This is a genomic window from Mycolicibacterium chubuense, from assembly GCF_001044255.1.
In the GTDB taxonomy this organism is placed as follows: domain Bacteria; phylum Actinomycetota; class Actinomycetes; order Mycobacteriales; family Mycobacteriaceae; genus Mycobacterium; species Mycobacterium chubuense.
This window is the reverse complement of record NZ_JYNX01000038.1, coordinates 124089-149249: the sequence shown is the minus strand read 5'-3', so window position 1 is coordinate 149249 and position 25161 is coordinate 124089. Positions and strand designations below refer to the sequence as shown.

Genomic DNA, 25161 nt, shown 5'->3' with positions numbered 1-25161 from the left:
AACCATGACCATCGAGGTGTCCAACGAGTCGGGCATCGACGTCTCCGAGTCCGAACTCGTCAGCGTCGCGCGCTTCGTGATCCGGAAGATGGACGTCAACCCCGCCGCCGAGCTGTCCATGGTGCTGCTCGACTCCGCGGCCATGGCCGATCTGCACATGCGCTGGATGGATCTGCCGGGTCCCACCGACGTGATGAGCTTCCCGATGGACGAGCTCGAACCCGGCGGGCGGCCCGACGCCCCCGAGCCGGGTCCGGAGATGCTCGGCGACATCGTGCTGTGTCCCGAGTTCGCCGCCGGCCAGGCCGCCGACGCCGGCCACACCCTCGGTCAGGAACTGGCGTTGCTGACCGTGCACGGCGTGCTGCATCTGCTGGGCTACGACCACGCCGAACCCGACGAGGAAAAAGAGATGTTCGCGCTGCAGCGGCAGCTGCTCGAGGAGTGGGTGGCCGAGCAGGTCGAGGCCTACCACCAGGACCGGCAGAACGAGAAAGACCGCAGGCTGCTGGACAAGTCCCGATACTTCGATGATTCGAACGACGGCGATGATCTGAACCACGGCGACACTCCGTGACCGGGCTCGGACAGCTGATCGGCGCGATCTTCCTGATCGGCTTCGCCGGCCTCTTCGCCGCGATCGACGCGGCCATCAGCACCGTGTCCATCGCCCGCGTCGAGGAGCTGGTGCGCGACGAGCGCCCCGGCGCCGTCCGGCTGGCTCAGGTGATGGTCGACCGGCCGAGATACATCAATCTCGTTGTGCTGCTGCGCATTGCGTGTGAAGTCAGCGCGACGGTGCTGCTCGCGGCCTACCTCGACGACTACCTCGGTGTCAGTGGCGGCCTGATGACCGCCGCGGCGATCATGACGGTGATCAGCTTCGTGGCCATCGGGGTGGGTCCGCGCACCGTGGGCCGGCAGAACGCGTACACGATCGCGTTGGTGTCGGCCCTTCCGCTGCAGGGCATCTCGGTGGTGCTGGCCCCCGTCAGCCGGCTGCTGGTGCTCATCGGTAACGCGCTGACGCCGGGCCGCGGGTTCCGCAACGGACCGTTCGCCTCGGAGATCGAGCTGCGCGAGGTCGTCGACCTGGCCCAGCAGCGCGGCGTGGTCGCCGACGACGAACGTCGGATGATCCAGTCGGTGTTCGAACTCGGCGACACCCCGGCCCGCGAGGTGATGGTGCCGCGCACCGAGATGGTGTGGATCGAGAGTGACAAAACGGCGGGGCAGGCCACGTCGTTGGCGGTGCGCAGCGGGCATTCCCGCATCCCGGTGATCGGGGAGAACGTCGACGACGTCGTCGGCGTGGTCTACCTCAAGGACCTCGTGCAACGCACCTACTCCTCGAGGAACGGCGGCCGGGACACCAAGGTGTCCGACGTGATGCGCAAGCCGGCGTTCGTGCCCGACTCCAAGCCGCTGGACGCGCTGCTGCGCGAGATGCAACTCGACCGCGTGCACATGGTGCTGCTGGTCGACGAGTACGGCGCGATCGCCGGGCTGGTGACGATCGAGGACGTGCTCGAGGAGATCGTCGGCGAGATCGCCGACGAGTACGACACCGACGAGGTCGCGCCGGTCGAGGAACTGGGTGACCGCCAGTACCGGGTGTCGGCACGGCTGCCCATCGAGGATCTGCGCGAGCTCTACGACCTGGAGGTGGACGAGGACCTCGACGTCGACACCGTCGGCGGCCTGCTCGCCCTCGAACTGGGCCGGGTGCCGCTGCCGGGCGCCGAGATCACCTGGGACGGGCTGATGCTGCGCGCCGAGGGCGGACCGGACCCCCGCGGCCGCGTCCGTGTCGGCACCGTGCTGGTCAGTCCCACCGAACCCGAATCGGAGCCGGACAGCGACGGACAGGAAGGACGGGAATGACCGAACTCGATACCGAGGACGCCAAACTCGTCGTGCTGGCGCGTGGCGCGATGGGCCGCGCCGAGGCCGCGAGCGGCGCGGCGGTGCGTGACGCCGACGGCCGCACCTACGCGGGTGCGCCGGTGACGCTGGCCGCGCTGGAGCTGACCGCGTTGCAGGCCGCCGTCGCGGCGGCGGTGTCCAGCGGCGCGACGGGTCTGGAGGCTGCGGTGCTCGTCGGCGGCGCGGACGACGACCCCGGCGTCGCCGCGGTACGCGAACTGTCCGCCGATGCGGCGGTCATCGTCACCGACAGGGCCGGCAACCCGCGATGAGCGACGAATTCCGGTCCGGGTTCGCCTGTTTCGTCGGGCGGCCCAACACCGGCAAGTCCACGCTGACCAACGCACTGGTCGGTGCCAAGGTCGCGATCACGTCCAACCGCCCGCAGACCACCCGGCACACGATCCGGGGCATCGTGCACCGTGACACCTTCCAGATCGTGCTCGTCGACACCCCGGGTCTTCACCGGCCGCGCACCCTGCTCGGGCAGCGGCTCAACGACCTGGTCAAGGACACCTACTCCGAGGTCGACGTGATCGGGCTGTGCATTCCCGCCGACGAGAAGATCGGTCCCGGAGACCGCTGGATCTACGAACAGATCCGCGCCGTCGCGCCGAAGACCACCCTGATCGCGATCGTCACGAAGATCGACAAGGTGTCCAAAGACGCTGTCGCGCAACAGCTGATGGCGGTCAGCGAGCTCGTCGGCCCCGACACCGAGATCGTGCCCGTGTCGGCCACCTCGGGTACCCAGCTCGACGTCCTCACCGACGTGATCGTCGCGCAGCTGCCGCCCGGCCCGGCGTTCTACCCCGACGGAGAACTCACCGACGAACCCGAAGAAGTGCTGATGGCCGAGCTGATCCGCGAGGCCGCGCTCGAAGGGGTGCGCGACGAGCTGCCGCACTCGCTGGCGGTGGTGATCGACGAGGTCGAACCCCGGGAGGGGCGCGACGACCTGATCGACGTCCACGCGATCCTCTACGTCGAACGCGACTCCCAGAAGGGCATCGTGATCGGCAAGGGCGGCGCCCGGCTGCGCGAGGTGGGCACCGCCGCGCGCACGCAGATCGAGAAGCTGCTCGGCACCAAGGTCTATCTCGACCTGCGCGTGAAGATCGCGAAGAACTGGCAGCGCGATCCCAAACAGCTCGGCCGGCTGGGTTTCTAAGTCGGCTGCCCGTACACCGCGACCACCACGGTGCGGTCCAGGCTGTTCTCCGACCACACACCGATCTGGGTGTTGGCGCAGTTGCTCATGATCGCCATGTAGTCGGGCCGGTAGTACCACTGGTTCAGGATCTCGATGCCGCTGATGGCCAGCGCCGGGTTGATCGCCACCGTCTCCGAGACCGTACCGACGAAGCCCGCCTTGTTGGCACGGTCCTGTGCGGTCGAGCCGTCGGAGCCGATGTCCCCGTCGAGTGCGCGGTTGTTGAGCACGTCGTTGGTGTGCCACTGCGCGGCCAGCCGCAGCTGCGGGTTGATCTTGATCTCGGTCGGGCAGCCGTGCTGCTTCTGGATCGTGAAGACGTTGACCACGACGCTCTCGTTGAGGCGCTTGTTGTCGGCGTGCGCGGCCGGAGTCCCGACGATCGCGCCCGCCACCAGCGCCGCGGCAGGCAGCGCGCGCAGGATCGAGAAGGCGGTCACAGCCGGGAGACTACGCGACCTCGTCGGCGACCGAGTGCGGAGCGGGCAGATTGGTCTCCGCCGGCGGGGCCGCGGCGCGGGTGTCCCACCAGGTCTCCGGCTGATGGACCGCCCAGCCGTTGACCGCTTCCAGGGCGGCCGCCAACGACACCAGCAGCGGTTCGCTGTGCGCCGGGCCCATCAGTTGCACGCCGATCGGCAACCCGTCGGTGGTGAACCCCGCCGGCACGTTGATGGACGGCCAGCCCAGCAGATTCCACGGCCACGTGGCGGGGCAGGCGCGGATCATCGCCCGGTCGGTGGCCAGGCCGCTGCGCCCGTCGAACGCGTCGACCCGGGGCGGGGGCAGTGCGGTGGTCGGGGCGAGCACCACGTCGGCCAGGTTGAAGATCCAGCCGATCCGCTGCCGGGTGACCGCCTCGTGGGCGCGGGCCTTGCGCAGGACGTGCTCGGACAGCAGCCGCCCCATCCGGGCGTTGGCCACCGTGCGCTTGTCCCAGACCACGCGGTGCCCCAAACGGTCCACCCAGTGCGGGATCCCGGCCGTCGAGCGGGCCAGGAAGTTCCACGACATGCGCAGGTCGTAGTCGGGGTCGGCGGCGACGATCGTGTGGCCGAGCTGTTCGAGTTGCTGCGCGACCGCCTCGAGCGCCGCGCGGATCTCCGGGTGCAGCGTCGCCCGGAACACGGTGTACGGGAACTTCGTCGACAGCGCGACCCGCAGCGGACCGGGCGCGCGCGACACGTGGTCGGACACCTGCACCGGCGGCGGGGTGTGCAGATCACCCGGGGCGTTGCCCGAGGCCGCATCGAGCACCAGCGCGGCATCGGAGACCGTGCGGGCGAGCACCCCGTTGACCGTGATCCCGTTGAACGCCTCGGCAAGTGGCCAGGTGGAGATCCGTCCGCGCTGCGGTTTGATGCCGACCAGGTGCGTCCACGCGGCGGGGATGCGCACGCTGCCCGCCCCGTCGGAGCCGATCGCCGCGGCCACCAGACCCGCCGCGACGGCCGCGGCGCTGCCGCCCGACGATCCGCCCGGGGTGTGCTCACGCGACCACGGATTGCGGGTGTGTCCGAACGCCGGCCCGCTGGTGAACGGCCACTGACCCAGCTCGCAGGTGTTGGTCTTACCGACGATCACCGCGCCGGCCGCGCGCAGGCGCCGCACCACCTCGGCGTCGGCGTCGGCCTCGGTCACCTCACCGTCGGCGCCGAACCGGGTCGGCACGCCGGCGACGTCGACGTCGTCCTTGACCGCGATCGGGATGCCGAGCAGGGGGAGTGCCGAATTGCTATGTCCGGCAGCGCGTTTGCGATCGGCGGCGGCAGCCTCGGCGAGCGCGGACTCGCGGAGCACCACACGGAAGGCGTTGAGGGTCGGCTGGCTCGCCTCGATCGCGTCGAGAGACCGGCGGACCAGGTCGACGGACGTCGTACTGCCGCTGGCGAGGGCGAAGAGCTGGTTTCCCAGGGTGGGGAAGCGGGTGCGGGGAGCGGGAGTTGCGGCCATCACTGTCCAGAGTATCGGCGCTGCGAACTCGGTTTCACCCGCGAACAGTGGAAGACTGTCCAGATGCGTCTGTACCGCGACCGGGCGGTGGTGCTGCGTCAGCACAAGCTCGGTGAAGCCGATCGGATCGTGAGTCTGCTCACTCGCGATCACGGGCTGGTGCGCGCGGTGGCCAAGGGGGTGCGGCGCACCCGCAGCAAGTTCGGGGCGCGGCTGGAACCGTTCGCGCACATCGATGTTCAGCTCTATCCCGGCCGCAATCTCGACATCGTCACCCAGGTGGCCGCGATCGACGCGTTCGCCTCGGACATCGTCAGCGACTACGGCCGCTACACCTGCGCCTGCGCGATGCTCGAGACCGCCGAGCGGATCGCCGGGGAGGAACACGCGCCCGCGCCCGCCCTGCACCGACTCACCGTGGCCGCGCTGCGCGCGGTCGCCGACGGGGCCCGCCCCCGCGAACTCGTGCTCGACGCCTACCTGCTGCGCGCGATGGGGATCGCCGGATGGGCGCCGGCGCTGACGGAGTGTGCCCGGTGCGCCGCCCCGGGCCCGCACCGGGCTTTTCATGTCGCCGCGGGCGGCAGCGTGTGCGTGCACTGCCGGCCGTCGGGCTCGGTGACCCCGCCCCAGGGGGTGGTCGATCTGATGGCGGCGCTGTACGAGGGCGACTGGGAGCATGCCCAGACGTCCACTGCGTCGCATCGCAGCCAGGCCAGCGGACTGGTGGCCGCGCACCTGCAGTGGCATTTGGAACGACAGTTGCGAACTTTGCCCCTCGTGGAGCGGGTGGACCGGAAGAGCGGGCAGACCATCAGGCAGGATGTGGCGCATGGCAACGGAACGGACCGGGAGGCGGAAGGGCAAGAACAGCTACCCTCAGCTGCCCCCGGCGCCTGACGACTATCCGACGTTCCCGGACAAGTCCTCCTGGCCGGTGATCTTCCCGGAGTTGCCCCCCAAGACCAACGGCAAGTTCGCCCGCCCGCCGCAGCACACCTCCAAGGCGGCAGCGCCGCTGATCCCGGCCGACCAGGTGCCCCAGCACGTCGCGGTCGTGATGGACGGCAACGGACGGTGGGCCACCCAGCGCGGGCTCGGCCGCACCGAGGGCCACAAGATGGGCGAGGCGGTGCTCATCGACATCACCTGCGGAGCGATCGAGCTCGGCATCAAGCACCTCACGGTGTACGCGTTCTCGACCGAGAACTGGAAGCGCAGCACCGACGAGGTCCGCTTCCTGATGGGCTTCAACCGCGAGGTGGTGCGCCGGCGCCGGGAGAACCTCAACGACATGGGCGTGCGGATGCGCTGGGTGGGGTCGCGGCCCCGGATGTGGCGCAGCGTCATCAAGGAATTCGACATCGCCGAGGAGATGACCGTCGACAACGACGTCATCACGATCAACTACTGCGTCAACTACGGCGGCCGGACCGAGATCGTCGAGGCGGCGCGTCAACTGGCCCAGGAAGCGGTCGAGGGCAAGATCAATCCGGCCCGCATCAGCGAGGCGAGCTTCGCCAAACACCTGCACCGCGCCGACATCCCCGATGTGGACCTGTTCATCCGGACGTCGGGGGAGCAGCGGGCGAGCAACTTCCTGCTGTGGCAGGCCGCCTACGCCGAGTACGTCTTCCAGGACAAGCTGTGGCCCGACTACGACCGCCGTGACCTGTGGGCGGCGTGCGAGGAGTACGTGCACCGCAACAGGCGCTTCGGCAGGGCGTGATGGAGCTCGCCGAGCGTCTGCCCGCGGTGCTGGCCGAGATCCTGCCGGTGCAGCGCGAGGACGACGGCGCGCTGACCGTCCAGCACGAGCAGACCTTCGCCTCGCTGCGGGTGGTGACGATCGCCGAGGGTCTGGAGATGGTGTCCCTGACGCAGGTGCTGGCCTGGGATCTGCCGCTCAACGCGGCGATGCGCGCCGAGGTCGCCAAGCATGCGCAGGACACCCTGCTGGGGACGGTGTCGATGGTGGAGAAGATCGGCGCCAAAGGCTCGGGCGGGCCGAAGAAGACCGGCGATGTGCTGCTGCGGTACAACTTCCCGGCCGCGGGGCTGGCCGACGACGCGCTGCGCACCCTTGTGCTGATGGTGCTGGCGATCGGCGCCGATGTGCGCCGCGCGCTGGTGGCCTAGGGTCGTTGGCGTGCGTATTGGTCTGGTCGTCGTCGGGATCGTGGTCGCGCTGTTCGGCCTGCTGTTCACGCTGCAGGGCGTCGGAGCGGTGGGCGGCAGCCCGATGAGCAATACCACCACCTGGTCGGTGCTGGGCCCGATCATCGTCATCGTCGGGGTGGTCGTCGCCGTCGCCGGCTGGCGCCGTCGGCGCTAGCGACTCGAAGCGCCGCAGCTCCCACAGATCCCGAAGATCTCGATGGTGTGGCTGACATCGGAGAAGCCGTGATTGCGGGCGATCTCGGCCGCCCACGTCTCGACCTCACCGCCGGAGATCTCGACCGTCGACCCGCATTGCCGGCACACCAGGTGATGGTGATGCTGCTCCGAACAGAGCCGGTACACCGATTCGCCGGTGTCGGTGCGCAGCGTGTCGACGGCGCCGGCGGCGGCCATCTGCTGCAGCGTGCGGTACACCGTGGTCAGGCCGACGCCCTCGCCCCGCTTGCGCAGCTCGTCGTGCAGTTCCTGGGCGGAGCGGAAGTCGTCGATGTTCTCCAGCAGCGCGGTCAGCGCGGCGCGTTGCCGGGTCGCGCGGATCGCCCCGGTCACGGTTGGTGCTCCTCGTTCTCGGCCGAGTGCGTCACCGCGGCGACGACGATCTCGGCGAGATGATCGTCGACCAGGCGGTACACCACTTCCCGGCCCGAACGCTCACCGGCGACCACGCCGGCCGCCTTCAGGATCCGCAGATGCTGGCTCACCAACGGCTGCGGCACATCGAGCGCGTCGACCAACTCGTGCACGCAGCGGGCCTCCTGGTGCAGCTGCAGCACGATCGCGATGCGCACCGGTGCGGCCAACGCGCGCAGCAGATCGCCCGCGGTGTCGAGGACCGCGCGCGGCGGGAGCGCGGGCGCCGGGGCGCCGGCATGATCGTGCCGCTGCTCCCCGATACTGGAAACGATTTTCATTAGGATTCACGATACATGCGTGCCTGTGCATGTCAATCGGCATGTGAGGCGCGGGGCGGCGCAGCGGCCCCACTACGCTGTGGAGCCGTGGCCCGAACTTCCTCGATCATCGACACCGTTGCAAACCTGGCCAAGCGGCGCGGGCTGGTGTTCCAGTCCGGCGAGATCTACGGCGGCACCAGGTCGGCGTGGGACTACGGGCCACTCGGCGTCGAACTCAAGGAGAACATCAAGNCGTGCAGGGCATCGGCGGTGCACTGCTGGAGAACCTGGCCAAGCGGCGCGGGCTGGTGTTCCAGTCCGGCGAGATCTACGGCGGCACCAGGTCGGCGTGGGACTACGGGCCACTCGGCGTCGAACTCAAGGAGAACATCAAGCGGCAGTGGTGGCGGTCGGTGGTCACCAGCCGCGACGACGTCGTCGGCCTGGACAGCGCCATCATCCTGCCGCGCGAGGTGTGGGTGGCCTCCGGCCACGTCGAGGTGTTCAACGATCCGCTGGTGGAGTGCCTGAACTGCCACAAGCGGCACCGGCAGGACCACATGCAGGAGGCGTACTTCGAAAAGGGTGGGGCGAAGAAGGGCTTCTCCAGTCCCGATTCGGTGCCGATGACCGAGGTCGTCTGCCCGGACTGCGGCACCAAGGGCCAGTGGACCGAGCCGCGCGACTTCAACATGATGCTCAAGACCTACCTCGGTCCGATCGAGACCGAGGAAGGGCTGCACTATCTGCGGCCCGAGACCGCGCAGGGCATCTTCGTCAACTTCGCGAACGTCGTCACCACGGCGCGCAAGAAGCCGCCGTTCGGTATCGGCCAGATCGGCAAGAGCTTCCGCAACGAGATCACCCCGGGCAACTTCATCTTCCGCACCCGCGAGTTCGAGCAGATGGAGATGGAGTTCTTCGTCGAGCCGGACACCGCCAAGGAGTGGCACCAGTACTGGATCGACACCCGGTTGGCCTGGTACGTCGATCTCGGCATCGACCGGGACAACCTGCGGCTCTACGAGCATCCCAAGGAGAAGTTGTCGCACTACTCCGACCGCACCGTCGACATCGAGTACAAGTTCGGTTTCGCGGGCAACCCGTGGGGCGAGCTCGAAGGTGTGGCGAACCGGACGAACTTCGACTTGTCCACGCACTCCAAGCATTCCGGTGTCGACCTGTCGTTCTACGACCAGGCCAGCGACACCCGGTACGTGCCGTACGTCATCGAGCCCGCAGCGGGTCTGACCCGCTCGCTGATGGCGTTCCTCGTCGACGCCTACCACGAGGACGAGGCGCCCAACGCCAAGGGCGGCGTCGACAAGCGCACCGTGCTGCGGCTCGACCCGCGGCTGGCGCCGGTGAAGGTGGCGGTGCTGCCGCTGTCCCGGCACGCCGACCTGTCGCCCAAGGCCCGCGACCTGGCGGCTGAGTTGCGCCGCTCCTGGAACGTCGAGTTCGACGACGCCGGCGCGATCGGCCGGCGCTACCGCCGCCAGGACGAGATCGGCACGCCGTACTGCGTGACCGTGGACTTCGACTCCCTCGAAGACCACGCGGTGACGATCCGCGAGCGCGACGCGATGACCCAGGAGCGTGTCGCGATCGACGCGGCGAGCGACTACCTCGCGACGCGACTCAAGGGCTGCTGAGTCTCTCCTTTCCCGGCGAGCGTGCGTGTCTGCAGCCGACACGCCATGCATTTCGGCGACTTCGCGCACGCTCACGCCGCCTGCGCGCGCTCGAGGGCGATCTCGATGCGCCGCAACATGTCCCATGAGCGCACACGGAGGTCGTCGAACACCACCGACAGCAGCCACCATCCCGCCTCGTTGAGCGCCGCACGCTTCTGACGGTCGCGCCGAAATTGCTCCTGGTCGCTGTGCCAGTCGAAGCCGTCGTACTCGACGGCGACGCGCAGTTCCGGCCACGCGAAGTCGAGGCGCCACGTGCGGCCGTTGCGGTCGACCAGTTCGTACTGCAATTCCGGGGCAGGCAGACCGCCGTCGTGCATCACCAGTCGGGTCTCGCTCTCCATGGGCGATTCCGCCCGAGCGTCGGCGAGCGGGATCAACTCCCGCGCCGCGACGATGCCGCGTCTGCCCGCCTGCCCGGCTGCTGCGGCGAGGAGTTGCCGACGGTCGCAGGTCCCCGTACGGAGCGCCGCGTCGAGGGTGGCGAGGGCGCGGGGGCGACGCAGTGATCGCGCCACTTCGACCGCTGTCCACGCGGCGGCGGTGGCGGGCCGCCCGTCCACCAGGGTCAGCGGTGCGCCGTCGCGCCGGTGCACCACCAAGCCGTCGCTGTCGCGGAGTTGATGGCCGGGCGGGGTCAGCACGTGCAGGTCATCAGTGTCCTGAACGTCGAACCCGAAGGCGGCCGCCGCGGTGCCCAGGCAGATCGCGACCGGCACACCGGCGCGCAGGTCGAGGCCACGCAATCTGGTCATCGCGTCGGGCACGGACGGGCTGTAGACGCCGGGCCACACCTTGATCAACTCTCCGCTGAGGATGTCTCGGTCCAGCCGGCTCCGGCTGAGGTGCTCGAGCAGCTGGGCGGTGGTCGCGACGCCGTCTTGGGCGGCGAACAGCGACTGAAGTTCGGTCATGACGACGATCGTGCGCACACCCGCGGGCGCCCGAGTGACACCGGATGGGTCGTCTGTGGATAACAGTGCGGTTGGGGATGACGAGCGTGCGCGAACTCAGGGAATCACTCGGCGTGTTGCCTGCAGACACGCACGCTCGCGGCAGAACCTAGAAGCGGCCGCCGCCGCCGCTCATCCCGCCGCCTCCGCCGCCGAAGCCACCGCCGAAGCCGCCGCCACCGAACCCACCACCGAACCCGCCGCCGCCGAAGCCGCCGCGCATCGCGCCGGAGAGCACGTTGCCGAGGATGATGCCGCCGATGACGGCACCCATCTGGCCCCCGCCGCCACCGCCGTACGGTCCGCTGTAGTGGCGCTGGGCGGCGACGACGTCGTCGTTGGCCAGCGACTGCGCCTGCGCGGCGAGCATCGCGGCGCCGTTGGCGTGGGCGATCGCCTCGTTCAGGTTGACCGCCCGTTTGTCCTGCGCGGCCTGCAGCTGGCGCACCGCCTCGGACAGTCGCGTGCGCGCCTCGGGGCCGATGACGCCGCGGCGTGTGTCGATGTAGTCCGACACCGCGCGCACCCGCGACTGCGCGGTGAACAACGCCTGGTCGTAGGTGCGCGTCAGCCGCTCGGTGGTCTCGCGCTCCTGCGCGACGTCGTGAAGCAGCCGGTCGAGTTCGGCGTCGGCCTGCGTCAGCCGCGTGAACGCGCCGAGCGGATCGGCGGCGCCCGCGCTCTGGGCATGCGAGACCGCCTGCACGGCGGCGTCGCGGGCCGCGCTGAGCTGGGTCGCCACGGCGATACTGCCCTGCGCCAGTTGAGCACCCGCGGCGGTGATGCCGTTCTGCGCGTCGGCGATCGCAGCGGGGAGCCCGGCCACCGCCCGGTTGATGTCGGTCGACGCGCTGTCCACCGCGTCGAGCAGTGTGCGGGCCTGCCCCAGCGCGGCCTCGGCCCCATGAATGGCGTCGACGAGGCCGCCCTGCCGGTCGGCCGGGCGGGCCACCAGGTCGCGGGCGGTGTCGATGTTCTGCTCGGCGAAGGTCAGTCGCTGCCGGGCCTCGTCGATGTTCTCGGCGACCGACACCAGGGCCGTCTCGGCGAACTGCGCCTTCAGCCGCGCCAATGTCTGGCCGGCGGGGTCCAGCCGCGCGGTCAGGTCCACCACCTGCTGGGTCAGTGTGTCGAGCCGGCTCGGGGCGTTGATCACCAGATCGCGCAGCTGGGCGAACGCCTCACGCTGGGCCTCGAGTTCCTGGTCGGCCTTCGCGGCGGCGACCACCACACGGGTCAGCAGGTCGCGGCGCTGCAGCGGTGTCTCGGGGACCGCGTCGTCGAGGATGTGCCGGACGTTGAGCGCCTGCGCCAGCGTGGTCTTGGCGCTCGCGACCGCGCGGCTGAACGCCGCGGTGTCCTGCTCGCCGAATTCCTCGACCGCCAGCGCCAATTCGCTCTCGCTGGTGCGCACCTCGTTGTCCACCTCGACCACGATCCGGCGGGACAGCTCGTCGAGCGCGTCGAGGGACACCCCGGCCAGCGCGGCCGGATCCGACGGGTCCACCCGCTCGGCGGCGGCGATCTCGGCCTCCCGGCGGCGCCGCCGTCGACGGCGCTGCCAGAAAACCAGCACCACGAGCGCCACCACGATGACGCCCAGCGCGATGACCATCCCGAGCCAGCTGCCCGAACCGCCCGAACCGCCCGTCTTGTTCAGGCCGTTCGCGGCGGCGACGGCGGCGCCGGCCCAGTCGCCGTCGCGCAACAGGGGTTCGACCTCGTCGCGGCGGAGCGTGTCGATGTCGACGCCGCCCAGCGCGCCCGTCGGCACGAGAAACGCATAGGCGCGGTCGACGGTCGCCACCGCGAGGATCGCGTCCTGGTCACCCAGATCGCTGCGCTGGCGGGTGCTCTGCGCCCAGGCCTGCGCGTCCTGGCCGGAGAAGTCGTCGACGTAGACCACCCACAGCCGGATGCGCCGGTCGTTGTACAGCCGGTCGATCGCCCCCTGCACCTCACCGGTACCCGCGGCGTCGAGCGCTCCCGCCCGGTCGGTGAGGTAGGTCGGCAGCCGCAGCGGCGGCTCGGCCGCCGCGCCGGGGGCGAGCAGGCCCGCAGCGATCCACAGGACGCCGAGCAGGCCGAGCCATCGGGCAATGCGCATGTACGTCAATGTAGTGGGCTGCACCGGGAGGCGAGCGTGCGTCGGGAACGCTGCGCCGTGCTGGCAGACTGTGGTTCGGTGAACCCACGACAGCAGGACCGCTATGACGCGTCCGACCGCCAGCGGCTGGTGGCCGAGCCGGCGAAGAGCGCCGCCCTGCCCGGGACAGACACCGAGCACCGCTCCGACTTCGCCCGCGACCGCGCTCGTGTGCTGCACTGCGCGGCTCTGCGCCGGCTCGCCGACAAGACCCAGGTGGTGGGCCCGCGCGAGGGCGAGACACCCCGGACCCGGCTGACGCACTCGCTGGAGGTGGCTCAGATCGGCCGCGGCATGGCCATCGGGCTCGGCTGCGATCCCGACCTCGTGGACCTGGCCGGCCTGGCTCACGACATCGGCCATCCGCCCTACGGGCACAACGGCGAACGCGCCCTCGACGAGATCGCCAAGACGTACGGGGGTTTCGAGGGCAATGCGCAGAACTTCCGGATCCTCACCCGGCTGGAACCCAAAGTGCTTGACGCACAAGGGCGTAGCGCAGGTCTGAACCTGACCCGGGCCGCCCTGGACGCGGTCACCAAGTATCCGTGGCCGCGGGTCGGGGAACGCCGCAAGTTCGGCTTCTACGGCGGCTTCCCGGGCGACGACATGGCCGCGGCGGACTGGGTGCGCGCGGGCGCGCCCGCCGAACGGCCGTGCCTGGAGGCCCAGGTGATGGACTGGGCCGACGACGTCGCGTACTCGGTGCACGACGTCGAGGACGGCGTCATCTCCGGACGCATCGACCTGCGGGTGCTGGCCGACGCGGACGCGGCCGCGTCGCTCGGGCACGTCGGCGCGGGATCGTTTCCGACCTTGACGCCCGAGGACCTGATGGCCGCCGCCGAACGGCTCTCGCAGGTCCCCGTGGTGGCGGCCGTCGGAAAGTTCGACGGCACGCTCGCGGCGTCGGTGGCGCTCAAGACTCTCACCAGCGAGCTGGTCGGCCGGTTCGCCAATGCGGCCGTCACCGCGACCAGGGCCGCGGCGGGGCCGGGGCCGCTGCGCCGCTTCGATGCCGATCTCGAGGTGCCGACCCTGGTGCGCGCCGAGGTCGCGGTGCTCAAGACGCTTGCGCTGCACTTCATCATGTCCGACCACCGGCACCTGCAGATCCAGGCCGATCAGCGCATCCGTGTCCAGGAGGTCGCGCTGGCGCTGTGGGGCCAGGCGCCGGGCAGCCTGGATCCGCAGTTCGCGGCCGAATTCGTCGCGGCCGACGACGACGGCGCCCGGCTGCGCGTGGTGGTCGATCAGATCGCCTCCTACACCGAGGGCCGGTTGGAACGAGTGCACGAGGCGCGCACCCCGCGGCCTCTAGACTGACCGCGTGGCGGGCGACGGGACGAGGGCACGGGGCAGGATCCCCGACCGCGACATCGCCGCCATCCGGGAACGCGTCAGCATCGACGACGTCGTCGGCGACTACGTTCAGTTGCGCCGCGCCGGCGCGGATTCCCTCAAGGGGCTGTGCCCCTTCCACGACGAGAAGTCCCCGTCGTTCCACGTCCGCCCCAACCACGGCCACTTCCACTGCTTCGGGTGCGGCGAGGGCGGCGACGTCTATGCGTTCCTGCAGAAGATCGAACACGTCAGCTTCGTGGAGGCCGTCGAGCTGCTCGCCGACCGCGTGGGCTACACCGTCACCTACACCGGCGGCTCGACCACCAACGTTCAGCGCGATCGCGGCAGCCGCAGCAGGCTGCTGGCCGCCAACGCCGCCGCGCAGGAGTTCTACGCCGAGGCCCTGCAGAGCCCGGAAGCCGCGCCGGCCCGCCAGTATCTGATCGACCGCAACTTCGACGCCGACGCCGCAGCGAAGTTCGGGTGCGGGTTCGCCCCGTCGGGTTGGGACTCGCTGACAAAACACTTGCTGCGTAAGGGTTTCGAGTTCAAGGAGCTGGAAGCCGCCGGTCTGTCGCGGGAAGGCCGCCGCGGGCCGATGGACCGCTTCCACCGCCGGCTGCTGTGGCCGATCCGGGCCAGCGGCGGTGAGGTGATCGGTTTCGGGGCGCGACGGATCTTCGACGACGACCAGATGGAAGCCAAGTACGTCAACACCCCCGAGACGGTGCTGTACAAGAAATCGGCGGTGCTGTTCGGCCTCGATCTGGCCAAGCGCGACATCGCCAAGGCGCACCGCGCCGTCGTCGTCGAGGGCTACACCGACGTGATGGCCATGCACCTGGCGGGGGAGACCACCGCGGTCGCGTCGTGCGGCACCGCATTCGGCGACGGTCACCTCGGGCTGCTGCGGCGGCTGATGATGGACGACAACTGGTATCGCGGCGAGTTGATCTTCGTGTTCGACGGCGACGCCGCGGGGCAGGCGGCGGCGCTCAAGGCGTTCGACGGTGACCAGCAGGTGTCCGGGAAGTCGTTCGTCGCGGTGGCCGCCGACGGCATGGACCCCTGCGATCTGCGGCTGAAGTCGGGTGACGGAGCGCTGCGGGACCTGGTGGCGCGACGGATCCCGATGTTCGAGTTCGCGATTCGCAGCCTGATCCCGGCCGGCGACGTCCTCGACAACGACCCGCAGGCTCAGGTGGATGCGCTGCGCCGGTGCGTGCCGCTGGTCGCCCGGATCCGGGACTACGCGCTGCGTGACGAGTACGCCCGCCGGCTGGCCGGCTGGACGGGATGGCGCGACGAGGCCCAGGTGCTGACCCGGGTGCGCGAGGAGGCCGCCAAGCGGGGTATGCCGGACCGGACGCGCCGCCGCGCGGCGGCGGAGCCGGCACCCGCGTCTCGGTCTCGTCCAGCCGCGCCCACTGCAGACCGGCCCAATCCGGCCGACCCGACGCTGTGGCCGCAGCGGGAGGCGCTCAAGTCCGCGCTGCAGTATCCGGCGCTGGCCGGTCCGGTGTTCGACTCACTGGCCGCCGAGAGTTTCACCCACCCCGGGTACGCGGCGGTCCGGTCGGCGATCGAGGCCGCCGGCGGCACATCCGGCGGATTGACCGGGGCGCAGTGGATCGAGGCGGTCCGCGACCAGGTGGCGAGCCCGCCGGCGGCCGGCCTGGTCAACGAATTGAGCGCGGAGGCGATCAACGCCGACGAGGACAAACTGCCCCGCTACATCGGCGGCGTGCTGGCTCGGCTTCAGGAGGTCTGGATCGGCAGGCAGATCGCCGAGGTGAAGTCGAAGTTGCAGCGGATGTCGCCGGTGGAGCAGGGCGACGAGTACCACGCGCTGTTCGGCGACCTGGTGGCGATGGAGGCCTATCGGCGCAGCCTGCTCGAACAAGCCAGTGGCGACGACCTGACTGCGTGAACCGGCTCGCCGGGTTATGGTGTGTCTGCTGTCATGGGAGTCGGGGAGAAGGCGAGTTGTCGATGCTGGTTCACACCATGCGGGCTCACGCAGCCCGGCTGATCGTCGGCGCCGTCGCGGCCGCGGCCGTCGCCGTCCCGCTGTACGCCTCGCTGAGCAGCCCCGATGCCACGGCGCAGGCCGGCCCGCGCTGCCTTGCCTGGTTCGGCAACAAGGACGATGGCCAGTGCCTGGGCTACTCGAACGGCACCGGCGGGCAGATCGGGACACCGTCGATCGGATTCGGCGGTAACGGGCTGGAGTTCAGCACGGGCCCGCTGTTCCCGGGGACCACGATCAATCGGGGCATCGGCTAGCGGCTCTCGCCCGCGGCTTTCCTCTTCTTCTCCGGCCGGCCCGGTTCGAACACCTCGGTGCCGGCGTCGATCGGCGTCACCTGCACCATCGTCGGGTCCGGCGATACCCGTTCGGCGATCTTGCGTCGGCTCGCGTCGATGACGGCCCGCGCCGCCGGGCTGCCCGTCACCGCGCGGTAGGTTCCCGCGAGCTGCTCGTAGCGCTGCCTGCCGGCCTTGGTGCCCAACACGTAGCCGACGGCCGCAACGGCGACATACCCGATCACAGGGCTCCTCCAGAACTGTCTCGCGTGACGGCGCAACCGAATCCCACGCCGTCCATCCCCTCCCATCCTGCCTCACGGAAGGGGCTGCGCGCCCGGCCGGGAACGCATTGGCGACCGCGGCCGGACGTAGGCTAGAGTGCTCTCTGGCCCGCGGCACAGCGCCCGCGGGAGGGCAATCCCCTGTAGCTCAATTGGCAGAGCATTCGGCTGTTAACCGAAGGGTTGCTGGTTCGAGTCCAGCCGGGGGAGCCGAGATACATCCCGCCTGAACACGAAAGAGGGGCCACACCCAGCGTGGGTGTGGCCCCTCTTCGTGTGGCTCCTAGCTGTTGCGAGCAGCCTTCTCTCGCGTCTCCTGAGCCTTCGCCTCTGCGCGGGCGGCTTCGGCTTCAGCCTCTTTCTTCGCCACGTCCTTCTGAGCCTCGGCCTTGTCCTGCTGCGCCTTGCCCTCCTCCTGGAGGCTGTCGCGGTTCAGAACGATTCCGAGCACCTGCTTGACGATGCCCACCGCGCCGTTGATGATGCTGTTCACCGCGGCGAGCGGACCGCTGTTGCTATCAGCCATGTCGATATCTCCTTGTCGCTTCGTCATCCTGTCCCTGTACTCGTACCCCCGCGCTAGCTCTTGCAAGCGCTCAGCTAGCAGTTGTGAGGGGGGTCACGTCGCGACGCCACGAAGCAGTCCCGGTCAGGCCGACCCGTCGTCCTGTCCAAACCTCTCCCGCGGTGATCGGCACGGGATGTAATGGGGTCCACCGCCGGAAAAGAGTCAGCCATGACCCACGTGCCCGACCATCTGCCCTCACCGGACGACTTTCGCCGGAAGTCGGCCCACGTCGACCGCGAGTTCTCCGATGCCCGGCGCTATCTCTCGGCCCTGCACCGCGAGGACAACGACGCGCTGCACGCGCTGATGGTCGAGATCCACGGCAGCGGCCGGGCCATGAAGATCCTGGCCGCGATGGCCGTGCAGGCCCTCGACTTCGCCGAGCTGGCCGTCGACCGCCTCGGGGGTGATGTGCAGAGGTGGCTCGACGAGTCGGTGATGGCCCAGGACGTCGGGGAGAACGAACGCGACCAGACGGAGCTCGGCGGCGAGGGCTGACGGGAATCGGTCGGCGCCGTCACTGTTTGGGTCGGTACTCCAAGATCTCGAAGGTGAGGGGCGCAGTTGAAGGTCCCGGGCAGTTCCCGGAGCCTGTCGCGGATCTCGGCTTCGGTCATCCCACGACCCACGCGGTACACCCGGCCGAACCTCTATTACGTGTCCTGAGCGCCCGGGTGTAGCTCTGAGGACGACGAGATCGCCAGATCGTGTATTGGTACCCACGGTCGTAGAGCGTCAGATCCTCGGCCATGGGGGACGCCGCCAAGACCATGAGGGGCTGCCCATTCTCCTTGTGCACGATGACGCCGGCGAAGACGTCGACGTCCTTCATCACGCACGGGAAGAACCAGCCCTGGTCGAGTCGCGGGCCGCGCCGAGCACCGCTTCGTCCGGCGAGAGTTTCGTCAGCGCGATCTCGCGAGCCGCCGACTCATCGAGCATGTCCCGCAGTCTAAATCGCGCCTGCCCATGTGGAACTCATACGTCGAGCCCGCCGGATCCGTCGCCGTGCCACACCCAGCCCCGCGACACAACCGGTGCGGTTAGTGTCCGGTACTCCGCGATGCGTGCGTAAGGGTCGCCGGCGTCAAGGCGGACCCGCCCGGCGTATCCGTACGCAGCGGCCACGGACGGTTCGGTGAGATAAATGCCGGCCACAGCCTCCGTGATTACCGTGAACTCCGCCGGCATGTCGTGACGCGCTGCGGCGGCGGAGAGCAACGACGAATTCCACAATGCCTTCAGCGCGCGCAGAGTGCGCTCGCCGAGCGCGGGATGTACTCGTCGTAGCCGGTCCAGACCAACGGTGCCGATACTCATCGCGCTCGGCGCTGGGAATTCTGGCTCCGCGGGGATGAGTTCGTCTGCGATGTTTGCGAACAACTCGCGGAGTTCGGCAAGAATTGCTTCGGTCATCAGGGCGTCTCCTGATTGCTTCGGCGGGCGATGAGCCGCTCGGTGTTGCGGAGTGCCAGCGCGACAACGGTCGCGGTCGGGTTCAGTCCTGATGAGGTGGGCCAGATGCTGCCGTCGAACACGAGCAGGTTGGGAATGTCATGAGAGCGTGCTTCGGGGTCGACGACGGAATCATCGCGATCAGTCCCCATTCGCGTGGTTCCGAGCATGTGCCAGCCGGTATTGCGAATACGGGACGCTGTGACGGTGCCGGCCGCTCCCGCCTCGAGCCAGGATTCGCGGGCCCGATCCTCATGCCAGCCAAGAAGTTTGGCGCTGTTCTCGGACAGCCGATAGTCGATCTTCGGAGCGGGTAGCCCGTACGTGTCTGTGACTGTGGCGCTCATCGTCACCGTATTGGATACTTCGGGTAGGTCCTCGCACGTGATCGACCAGAGTGCGGAGTGCCCGAGACGCGACCTTACGGTGTCGTGAAACGATGGACCCCAGAAATCTGCTCTGCCCCAGGGGTATTCGCGAATCATCATCAAGGGACCCCCGGTGGGCATGAGTCCCCACTTCGCGCCTCGGACATGCCCCCGCGATTCATCCGTCTCGTAGAACTGCATGGAGTAAGCCTGCTCGCCCCAGGCGCCTTGGGTCGAACCGATCGGATCGGCGAAGACGCCGACAACGGTACTGGTCGGATGCATCATGAGGCGCTTACCCACCAGGCCACTCCCGTTGGCCAGGCCGCCGTCCTTGTTCCCCGAGTTGAGGAGTAGCCAGGGGGTGTGTACGCCGCCGGCAGCGAGAATGACGACGCGGGCAGCTTGAAACTGCTCGATGCCGGCGGCGTCGAAGTAGGTGACGCCGCGCGCAAGTCCATTCGCGTCGGTCTCGATTCGCGACACATACGAACGCGTGCGAAGTTCAACGCCGTTGGCGATCGCCACGGGCCAGTGGGTCACATCGGTAGTCGATCGGGAACCGTCTGGGCTGCCGTACATTTCGGTGCCCATCTCAGTGCAGGGGCTCAGCGGGCCATAGGGTACGGTCGCGATCGCGTTCGAGCCTGGCCACCAATGCCAACCGAGACGGTTGTGTGCCGCGGCTGTGAGCTCACCCCACTTACGGATCCGTACCGGCGGCATCGGATAGTCGGTGCCCGGTACCGCCGGGTCGCCGTTGAGCCCGGAAATTCCGAAGTCGCGCTCGATGCGGCGGTAGTACGGTACGAGTTCTCGGTAGTCGACCGGCCAATCATCACCAACGCCTTCCAGGCTGTAGGTTCTGAAGTCGGATGGCATGTTTCTGTGCCACTGAGCCGCATACCCTATTGCCGAGCCGCCTACGCCGTTCCAGAGCAGGACTCCCACGTCGGAATCCGTCTCGTCAATAGGTTGATCCCACGGTCGGGCGCGGTCACCCGGACGGGTCTGCCAATCCCGCCCCGGGAAGAGTTCGAAGTCTGACTCGTCGCCGCGCATCGTCGAGTTATCCGGCCACTCGCCCCGTTCGATGACGACCACCCCGAAATCCGACTCCGCGAGCCGCTTGGCGGCGGTGGCGCTCGCGGGGCCGGCCCCGACGATCACTACGTCGACCGCCTCGTTCCGTTCGTAGGTCTTCATCCAACTCCAGTTCGCCTGTTGCGCCCGCAGTCGATGCGAGCCCCGCATCAAATAATTTATACAACTAGGTGATCATCCGCAGGGGAAGCTTCACCGCCGAGGGTGAGGAGCAGCACCACGACGGCAGTGCCAGACACTCACGGTCGGTCTGTCGACCGCCCGGCTGCCACGGCGCGCCTGCCTATTGTTGAACGCATGCGACTGTCGCGGGCCCTGGCGGCGCCGATCATGGTGGGACTGCTGACCGCCGCATGCGGCTGGAGTCCGCCGTCGCCGGCGCCGACGAGCACCGCGGCGTGCGGGCCCGGTCCGGCCGCGGCCGCGCTCAGTGACGAGATCTCGCTGCTTCCGCCGGCCCCGTGGACCGAGGCGGCGCGGGGGCACGCGGCGGACTGCCGCCTCACCTGGGTGGTGGTCAGCGCCGGTAGCGCCTCCGACAGCCCGCAGCAGGTGCTGTTCTTCGACGGCGAGAAGGGCGTCGGCTCACCGACACCCGACCCGCGCCCGTACATCACTGTCACGGCCCAGGGCGACCACGATGCCGTCGTGCAGTATCAGTGGCGCCAGGGCTCCGAACCGGCGTGCTGCCCCACCGGGATCGGATCGGCGCGGGTGACGCTGGAAGACGGCAGGCTCACCATCCTGGACCCGATCCCCGGCCCGTAGGCGTCAGATCACGCCCGCGCTGGTCGCGTCCTGGCGGACGTGGTCGTCGGCGTCGGGGATGTGCTCGGGGTGCAGCATCTCCGCGTAGCGCAGCGGCTCCGGGATGCCGAAGCCGTCGACGAGCAGCTCGGCGTAGGGCCGCAGCCGCTTGCAGCGATCGTTGATGGCGCGAGTGACCGCCTTGGCGCGCTCGGTGGACAGGAAGCGGTGCTCGACGAACCACGCCTTGTCCTCCTCGATCACGGTCAGCGCGTACAGGTCGCACACCAGGCCGAGGATCTCGCGGGCGGTCCGGTCCTGGCAGCCGTCGATGCCCGCGACGAACGCCTCGAGGACGATCCGGTCGATGTGGGCCTGCGCGACGTGCAGCACATGGTCCTGCACGGAGTTGAACGCCTCGAACGCGCTCATCTCCTTGGACTTGCTCTGCAGGCGCCGCGCGACGGACGCGGTCATGTACTCCTCGCGGTCCTCGAGCATCTTGACCTGGGTGCCACGGTTGAAGAGGCTGCCTTCTTCCTCGTTGTCCTCGCGGCTGTCCAAGATGGTCTGCATGATCGTCTGTGCCGCAGTGCGTTTCAGCACCCGCTCGCCGGCGAACCGGGCCGCGAACCCGACCCACTCCACCGGGCTCATGCCCTTGATGTCGTCGGCGTAAGCGGTCAGCAGCTCCTTGGCCACCAGCTGGAACAGCACGTGGTTGTCGCCCTCGAAGGTGGTGAACACGTCGGTGTCGGCCTTGAGCGCGATCAGGCGGTTCTCGGCGAGATAGCCTGCGCCACCGCAGGCTTCGCGCGCCTCCTGAATGGCCCGGGTGGCATGCCAGGTGTTGGCGGCCTTGAGTCCCGCCGCCCGGGACTCCAGCTCGCGCTGCTCCTCGGGATCCGGATCGTCGGCGGTCTGCAACTCGTGACACTTGGCGACCAGCTCGTTCTGCGCGAACTGCAGCGCATACGAGCGGGCGATCAGCGGGAAGAGGCGACGCTGGTGGACGAGGTAGTCCATCAGCAGGACCTCGCCGCCGTCGGGATCGGAGAACTGGCGGCGCTGCAACGCGTAGCGCGTCGCGATGTCGAGGGCGACCCGGGCGGCGGCCCCGGCACTGCCGCCGACGGTCACCCGCCCGCGGATCAGCGTGCCGAGCATCGTGAAGAACCGCCGGTTCGGGTTCTCGATCGGCGAGGTGTACGTGCCGTCCGCGGCGACGTCGGCGTACTTGTTGAGCAGGTTGTCGCGCGGGATGCGGACGTGGTCGAACTGGAGGCGGCCGTTGTCGACGCCGGGCAGGCCGCCCTTGTAGTGGCAGTCCGAGCTGGTGACGCCGGGCAGATCGTTGCCGTCGTCGTCTCGGATGGGCACCACGAAGCAGTGCACGCCGTGGCCCTCGCCATCGGGGGTGATCAGCTGCGCGAAAACTGCTGCCACACGGGCGGTCTCGGCCGCACCGCCGATGTAGTCCTTACGGGCCGACGGGGTGGGGGAGTCGATGACGAACTCCTCGGTGGCCGGATCGTAGGTGGCCGTCGTCTCGATGGACTGGACGTCGCTGCCGTGCCCGGTCTCGGTCATCGCGAAACAGCCGAGCACCTCGAGGTTGATGAGCTTCTGGACGTAGGCCTGGTGATGGCGCTCGGTGCCCAGGTTCTCGATCGCGCCGCCGAACAGGCCCCACTGCACACCGGCCTTGACCATCAGCGACAGGTCGCTCATCGCGAGCATCTCGATCTGCGTGACGGCGGCGCCGACGTCGCCGTTGCCGCCGTGCTCCTTCTTGAACCCGTCCTCCGCCGCGCCGCGCGAGGCCATGATCTTCAACTGCTCCGCCACTTTCGTGCGGGCGATGACGGTGTTGGGCGTGTAGTGCGGACGGAAGATCTCGTTGCTGAGTTCCTTCCGCACCCGGTTCTTCACATCGCGCCAGCGTCCGTCGAGAGAATTCCGCAGATACTCCGCAGTGGTCGTCATACCTCGACGGTAGCCCGCAAAACCGTCGCGCAAACTGTGATGTCGCAAACCGTCACCATCGGAGATCTCGTCGGCGTTCGCGACGCGGCGTTAGATGATCGCCATGACCGACTCAGGGGCTGCCCACGTCGACGATCACCGGCATGCCGACGTCACCGGCGGTTGGCTGCGGGCCGCGACGTTCGGCGCGATGGACGGGCTGGTGAGCAACACGGCGTTGATCGCGGGCGTTGCGGCCAGCGCGGACGCGCACACGGTGGTGATCAGCGGCGTCGCGGGACTGCTCGCCGGCTCCTTCTCGATGGCGCTGGGCGAGTACACGTCCGTGACGACCGCCAACGAGCAGATCGACTCCGAGGTACACGTCGAGCGCGCGTCGTTCCGGCGCCAGCCCGAGGCCGAGCAAGCCGAACTGGTCGCCAAGCTCGTCGCGCTGGGGATGTCCGCCGAGACCGCGGCCAAGGCGTCCGAGGAGATCCACCAGGACGACCACAAGGCGATCAACTTCCACCTGATCCAGGAGCTCGGCGTCGATCCCAGGGAGAAGCCCTCGCCGTGGCTGGCCGCCGGATCGTCGTTCGTGATGTTCGCGGTCGGTGCGGTGATCCCGCTCATCCCGTACCTGCTGGGCTACGAACTCCTCTGGGCGGGGCTGGCTTTCGGCGGTTTCGGGCTGATGCTGGCCGGGGCTGCTGCAGCGCGCATCACCCGCCGGTCACCGGCGTGGGGATCGGCGCGCCAGTTGACGTTCNGAGACCGACGCGCTGCGCGCATTCTGCCCGGGCGCCGACCTCGAGGTGCAGATCGGTGCGATACCCGACGGCCGCGCGCCTCGGCGGTGAGCTCGTCGAGCTCGGTCTCCTCGTCGTCGATGTGGCTCAGGTGCGTCCGCGTCGTCGTCAGCACCACCGCGGCCAGCAGCACCGCGCCCGCGCCGACCCAGAACGGCAGGTGCACGCTGACCTGCTCGCCGAGGACACCGGCCAGCCACGGCGCCACCGCGGCACCACCGAAGCGCATGAAGCTGTAGGCCGCTGAGGCGACACCGCGTTCCACCGGGGCCGCTTTCATGACCGTCTCGGTGATCAGGGTGTTGTTGATGCCGATCCACAGACCTGCCACCACCACGCACGCGGCCAGCACCGGCTTGTGCTCGGTCCACACCGCCATCGCGGCGAGTGTGGCCGTCATCAGCAGCAGGTTGATGACCAGCGTCCGCACGGTGCCGAAGCGGTGCTGCAGACGCGGCGCGACGAACACGGACGTGAAGGCGAGCGCCAGACCCCAGCCGAAGAAGATCAGGCCGATCTCTTTGGCGCCCATGTCAAGGGGGAACGGGGTGAACGCGAGCAGCGTGAAGAAGCCGAAGTTGTACAGCAGCGCGGTCGTCGCGACCCCCAGCAGTCCGCGGTGTGCCAGCGCCCGGAAGGGGTCGGCCAGCGTCGTGGCCCGCGCGGCGGGCGGGGTCGACGGCAGCAGGAACGTGGTGACCAGCAGCGCGACGGCCATCAGCACCGAGACACCGAAAAACGGCCCACGCCAGGAGATCTCACCGAGTACTCCGCCGACCAGGGGACCGACGGCGATGCCGAGGCCCAGGGCGGCCTCGTACAGGATGATCGCCTGGGCGACCGAGCCGCGGGCGGAGTTGACGATCGTCGCCAGGGCCGTCGCGATGAACAGCGCGTTGCCCAGGCCCCACAGCGCCCGCCAGCCGACGATGCCCATCACGGTGTCCGACATGCCGGCCAGCCCGGCGCCGGCGATGATGATCACCAGGCCGATCAGCAGCGTGCGCTTGGGGCCGATGCGGCTGGACACCACGCCGGTGATCAGCATCGCCACCCCCATCACCGCCATGTAGCTGGTGAACAGCAGGGAGACCTGCGACGGCGAGGCGTTGAGGTTGTCGGCGATCGGCTTGAGGATCGGGTCGACGAGACCGATCCCCATGAAGGCGACGACGGAAGCGAACGCGACGGCCCAGACGGCCTTGGGTTGGCGCCACATGGGGCGAACCACTCCTTTCGGACGAT

General features: G+C 69.0%; 26 protein-coding genes, 1 tRNA gene and 1 pseudogene. 16 read left to right on the top strand and 12 right to left on the bottom strand.

The window, feature by feature from the left end:
* The first annotated feature begins 4 nt into the window (after positions 1 to 4).
* Genes ybeY through era form a run of 4 tightly spaced genes read left to right on the top strand, consistent with a single transcriptional unit; the run spans position 5 to position 3097 of the window.
* Positions 5 to 577 (top strand): rRNA maturation RNase YbeY, encoded by a 573-nt coding sequence (gene ybeY, locus MCHUDSM44219_RS16095; protein ID WP_048419241.1) that lies wholly within the window; start codon positions 5 to 7, stop codon positions 575 to 577.
* Complete coding sequence (locus MCHUDSM44219_RS16090; RefSeq protein ID WP_048419240.1) at positions 574 to 1884, top strand: hemolysin family protein; 1311 nt, start codon at positions 574 to 576, stop codon at positions 1882 to 1884. Before ybeY ends, MCHUDSM44219_RS16090 begins: the two co-directional genes overlap by 4 nt.
* On the top strand, positions 1881 to 2198 hold the full coding sequence (locus tag MCHUDSM44219_RS16085) for a cytidine deaminase-like protein (RefSeq protein WP_048419239.1): 318 nt from the start codon (positions 1881 to 1883) through the stop codon (positions 2196 to 2198). The genes MCHUDSM44219_RS16090 and MCHUDSM44219_RS16085 overlap by 4 nt, the downstream gene beginning before the upstream one ends.
* Positions 2195 to 3097: a GTPase Era gene (era, locus tag MCHUDSM44219_RS16080; protein WP_048419238.1), complete on the top strand. Its 903-nt coding sequence runs from the start codon at positions 2195 to 2197 to the stop codon at positions 3095 to 3097. The genes MCHUDSM44219_RS16085 and era overlap by 4 nt, the downstream gene beginning before the upstream one ends.
* On the opposite strand, the gene MCHUDSM44219_RS16075 is transcribed toward era, so the two are convergent.
* Both MCHUDSM44219_RS16075 and MCHUDSM44219_RS16070 read right to left on the bottom strand, forming a co-directional pair.
* Positions 3094 to 3579 carry a CAP domain-containing protein gene (locus MCHUDSM44219_RS16075; RefSeq protein ID WP_048419237.1) on the bottom strand — a complete coding sequence of 162 codons (486 nt, stop codon included), beginning with the start codon at positions 3577 to 3579 and terminating at the stop codon, positions 3094 to 3096. The genes era and MCHUDSM44219_RS16075 overlap by 4 nt on opposite strands.
* A gap of 10 nt (positions 3580 to 3589) precedes the next feature.
* Entirely contained in the window at positions 3590 to 5092 is a 1503-nt protein-coding gene (locus tag MCHUDSM44219_RS16070; protein WP_048419318.1) for an amidase, read from the bottom strand.
* Between the two features lie 63 nt (positions 5093 to 5155).
* Between MCHUDSM44219_RS16070 and recO the strand changes: the two genes are divergently transcribed.
* Genes recO through MCHUDSM44219_RS16050 form a run of 4 tightly spaced genes read left to right on the top strand, consistent with a single transcriptional unit; the run spans position 5156 to position 7427 of the window.
* The gene (gene recO, locus MCHUDSM44219_RS16065) at positions 5156 to 5992 is read left to right on the top strand and encodes a DNA repair protein RecO (RefSeq protein WP_048419236.1); all 837 of its coding nucleotides are present in this window, start codon (positions 5156 to 5158) and stop codon (positions 5990 to 5992) included.
* Positions 5925 to 6821: a decaprenyl diphosphate synthase gene (locus MCHUDSM44219_RS16060; protein WP_048419235.1), complete on the top strand. Its 897-nt coding sequence runs from the start codon at positions 5925 to 5927 to the stop codon at positions 6819 to 6821. Before recO ends, MCHUDSM44219_RS16060 begins: the two co-directional genes overlap by 68 nt.
* Positions 6821 to 7231, top strand: coding sequence for a hypothetical protein (locus MCHUDSM44219_RS16055; protein WP_048419317.1), 411 nt, complete (start codon positions 6821 to 6823; stop codon positions 7229 to 7231). Before MCHUDSM44219_RS16060 ends, MCHUDSM44219_RS16055 begins: the two co-directional genes overlap by 1 nt.
* A 10-nt stretch (positions 7232 to 7241) precedes the next feature.
* On the top strand, positions 7242 to 7427 hold the full coding sequence (locus MCHUDSM44219_RS16050) for a hypothetical protein (RefSeq protein ID WP_048419234.1): 186 nt from the start codon (positions 7242 to 7244) through the stop codon (positions 7425 to 7427).
* On the opposite strand, the gene MCHUDSM44219_RS16045 is transcribed toward MCHUDSM44219_RS16050, so the two are convergent.
* Positions 7424 to 7822: a Fur family transcriptional regulator gene (locus MCHUDSM44219_RS16045; RefSeq protein ID WP_048419233.1), complete on the bottom strand. Its 399-nt coding sequence runs from the start codon at positions 7820 to 7822 to the stop codon at positions 7424 to 7426. The two genes, MCHUDSM44219_RS16050 and MCHUDSM44219_RS16045, sit on opposite strands and share 4 nt — an antisense overlap.
* Positions 7819 to 8184, bottom strand: a complete 366-nt coding sequence (locus tag MCHUDSM44219_RS16040; RefSeq protein WP_048419232.1) for an ArsR/SmtB family transcription factor — start codon at positions 8182 to 8184, stop codon at positions 7819 to 7821. Before MCHUDSM44219_RS16040 ends, MCHUDSM44219_RS16045 begins: the two co-directional genes overlap by 4 nt.
* Before the next feature lie 245 nt (positions 8185 to 8429).
* Here MCHUDSM44219_RS16040 and MCHUDSM44219_RS16035 point away from each other — a divergent pair, with 245 nt between their 5' ends.
* Entirely contained in the window at positions 8430 to 9821 is a 1392-nt protein-coding gene (locus MCHUDSM44219_RS16035; RefSeq protein WP_048419316.1) for a glycine--tRNA ligase, read from the top strand.
* A gap of 71 nt (positions 9822 to 9892) precedes the next feature.
* On the opposite strand, the gene MCHUDSM44219_RS16030 is transcribed toward MCHUDSM44219_RS16035, so the two are convergent.
* Together MCHUDSM44219_RS16030 and MCHUDSM44219_RS16025 are read right to left on the bottom strand one after the other, a co-directional pair.
* A complete protein-coding gene (locus MCHUDSM44219_RS16030) occupies positions 9893 to 10777 on the bottom strand; it encodes a type IV toxin-antitoxin system AbiEi family antitoxin (protein WP_048419315.1) in 885 nt (294 codons plus the stop codon).
* A gap of 148 nt (positions 10778 to 10925) precedes the next feature.
* Complete coding sequence (locus MCHUDSM44219_RS16025; RefSeq protein WP_048419231.1) at positions 10926 to 12923, bottom strand: TPM domain-containing protein; 1998 nt, start codon at positions 12921 to 12923, stop codon at positions 10926 to 10928.
* Between the two features lie 78 nt (positions 12924 to 13001).
* Between MCHUDSM44219_RS16025 and MCHUDSM44219_RS16020 the strand changes: the two genes are divergently transcribed.
* From MCHUDSM44219_RS16020 to MCHUDSM44219_RS16010, 3 genes are all read left to right on the top strand, one after another.
* The gene (locus MCHUDSM44219_RS16020; protein ID WP_048419230.1) at positions 13002 to 14288 is read left to right on the top strand and encodes a deoxyguanosinetriphosphate triphosphohydrolase; all 1287 of its coding nucleotides are present in this window, start codon (positions 13002 to 13004) and stop codon (positions 14286 to 14288) included.
* Positions 14289 to 14292: 4 nt separating this feature from the next.
* Positions 14293 to 16236: a DNA primase gene (gene dnaG, locus MCHUDSM44219_RS16015; protein WP_048419229.1), complete on the top strand. Its 1944-nt coding sequence runs from the start codon at positions 14293 to 14295 to the stop codon at positions 16234 to 16236.
* Between the two features lie 77 nt (positions 16237 to 16313).
* Positions 16314 to 16592: a DUF7155 family protein gene (locus tag MCHUDSM44219_RS16010; protein ID WP_048419314.1), complete on the top strand. Its 279-nt coding sequence runs from the start codon at positions 16314 to 16316 to the stop codon at positions 16590 to 16592.
* Here MCHUDSM44219_RS16010 and MCHUDSM44219_RS16005 read toward each other — a convergent pair.
* Entirely contained in the window at positions 16589 to 16858 is a 270-nt protein-coding gene (locus MCHUDSM44219_RS16005; RefSeq protein WP_048419228.1) for a hypothetical protein, read from the bottom strand. The genes MCHUDSM44219_RS16010 and MCHUDSM44219_RS16005 overlap by 4 nt on opposite strands.
* A 176-nt stretch (positions 16859 to 17034) precedes the next feature.
* Between MCHUDSM44219_RS16005 and MCHUDSM44219_RS16000 the strand changes: the two genes are divergently transcribed.
* A tRNA-Asn gene (locus MCHUDSM44219_RS16000) sits at positions 17035 to 17107 on the top strand.
* A gap of 73 nt (positions 17108 to 17180) precedes the next feature.
* On the opposite strand, the gene mbp1 is transcribed toward MCHUDSM44219_RS16000, so the two are convergent.
* A complete protein-coding gene (gene mbp1, locus MCHUDSM44219_RS15995) occupies positions 17181 to 17423 on the bottom strand; it encodes a microaggregate-binding protein 1 (protein ID WP_048419227.1) in 243 nt (80 codons plus the stop codon).
* A gap of 210 nt (positions 17424 to 17633) precedes the next feature.
* On the opposite strand from mbp1, the gene MCHUDSM44219_RS15990 reads away from it, so the two are divergent.
* On the top strand, positions 17634 to 17963 hold the full coding sequence (locus tag MCHUDSM44219_RS15990) for a hypothetical protein (RefSeq protein ID WP_048419313.1): 330 nt from the start codon (positions 17634 to 17636) through the stop codon (positions 17961 to 17963).
* Positions 17964 to 18443: 480 nt separating this feature from the next.
* Here MCHUDSM44219_RS15990 and MCHUDSM44219_RS15980 read toward each other — a convergent pair whose 3' ends face one another.
* On the bottom strand, positions 18444 to 18881 hold the full coding sequence (locus MCHUDSM44219_RS15980) for a hypothetical protein (protein ID WP_048419225.1): 438 nt from the start codon (positions 18879 to 18881) through the stop codon (positions 18444 to 18446).
* The gene (locus MCHUDSM44219_RS15975; protein WP_048419224.1) at positions 18881 to 20494 is read right to left on the bottom strand and encodes a GMC family oxidoreductase; all 1614 of its coding nucleotides are present in this window, start codon (positions 20492 to 20494) and stop codon (positions 18881 to 18883) included. Before MCHUDSM44219_RS15975 ends, MCHUDSM44219_RS15980 begins: the two co-directional genes overlap by 1 nt.
* A 195-nt stretch (positions 20495 to 20689) precedes the next feature.
* Between MCHUDSM44219_RS15975 and MCHUDSM44219_RS15970 the strand changes: the two genes are divergently transcribed.
* On the top strand, positions 20690 to 21160 hold the full coding sequence (locus MCHUDSM44219_RS15970; RefSeq protein WP_048419223.1) for an LppP/LprE family lipoprotein: 471 nt from the start codon (positions 20690 to 20692) through the stop codon (positions 21158 to 21160).
* Between the two features lie 3 nt (positions 21161 to 21163).
* On the opposite strand, the gene MCHUDSM44219_RS15965 is transcribed toward MCHUDSM44219_RS15970, so the two are convergent.
* Entirely contained in the window at positions 21164 to 23125 is a 1962-nt protein-coding gene (locus MCHUDSM44219_RS15965; RefSeq protein WP_048419222.1) for an acyl-CoA dehydrogenase family protein, read from the bottom strand.
* A gap of 94 nt (positions 23126 to 23219) precedes the next feature.
* Here MCHUDSM44219_RS15965 and MCHUDSM44219_RS29010 point away from each other — a divergent pair.
* A pseudogene (locus tag MCHUDSM44219_RS29010) lies at positions 23220 to 23876 on the top strand (VIT1/CCC1 transporter family protein); the annotation flags it as partial.
* Between the two features lies 1 nt (position 23877).
* On the opposite strand, the gene MCHUDSM44219_RS15955 reads toward MCHUDSM44219_RS29010, so the two are convergent.
* A partial coding sequence (locus MCHUDSM44219_RS15955; protein WP_131722321.1) for an MFS transporter occupies positions 23878 to 25135 on the bottom strand: 1258 nt, incomplete at its 3' end.
* Between the last annotated feature and the right edge of the window lie 26 nt (positions 25136 to 25161).